General features: G+C 51.1%; 1 pseudogene. It reads left to right on the top strand.

Annotated features, from left to right (window positions below):
* Positions 1-1,058: pseudogene (locus tag R8N46_RS25450) on the top strand (hybrid sensor histidine kinase/response regulator); the annotation flags it as partial.

Genomic DNA, 1,058 nt, shown 5'->3' on the forward strand with positions numbered 1-1,058 from the left:
GACCGTGGATTTATAGTCTCTCGATTGCGGTGTACTGTACATCGTGGACCTTCTACGGCACGGTCGGACAGGCGAGCAGCAATCCTTGGTCTTTCTTGCCCATCTATATCGCGCCGATTTTGGTGTTTACCATCGGATGGCGGGTTCTGGCTCGACTCATTCTGATCGCGAAGCGCGAACACATCACTTCCATCGCTGATTTTATTGGTGCCCGTTACGGAAAATCGCAAGGTTTGGCGGTGGTCGTCACATTGATTGCGGTGGCGGGGATCTTACCTTACATCGCCTTGCAGTTACGTGGCATCACCATGGGGTTGGAGATCATCGCCCCGGAATTGGCGACCGATTTTGGTTATCAGAATGACAGCGTGTCTTGGTTTGTCGTGGTGGCACTGGCCATTTTTACCATGTTGTTTGGTACTCGCCATATTGATAACACCGAGCATCACCGTGGGATGATGATGGCGATCGCGTTTGAATCCATCATCAAATTGCTGGCGTTTTTGGTGGTGGGGATTTTCATTGTCTGGCTGGCGATGAGTACTGAAAACTTGAGCCTGATTGAAGTCGCCTCTGAAACCTACCAGTCGCCAAACATTCCAACCTTATTGATTCATACTGTGCTGACCATGTTGGCAATTGTCTGTTTGCCGCGTCAGTTCCACACCATGGTGGTGGAAAATGAACGTGCGCAAGACTTGCACGTTGCGCGTTGGTTGTTCCCGCTGTATCTGATTTTGATGGGCGTATTTGTGTTGCCAATCGCGTGGGTCGGGCAAGGGTTATTGAGCGGAACATCTGCCGATACTTACGTGATCAGTGTGCCGATGGCGGTGGGGGCAAGCGAGATTGCGTTACTGGCGTTTTTGGGCGGTACTTCGGCGGCGAGCGGTATGGTGATTGTTTCAACCATTGCTTTGGCGATCATGGTATCGAACGACTTAGTGATGCCGCTGATATTACGCCGAATGCGCTTGGCGCAGCGCAACCATCACCACTTTTCTGAGCTTTTGCTGCGTATTCGCCGCGCTCTAATTCTGATTTTGTTGATTGGTGCA

It is taken from the genome of Vibrio sp. 1874 (assembly GCF_033344395.1).
Taxonomy (GTDB): domain Bacteria; phylum Pseudomonadota; class Gammaproteobacteria; order Enterobacterales; family Vibrionaceae; genus Vibrio; species Vibrio alginolyticus.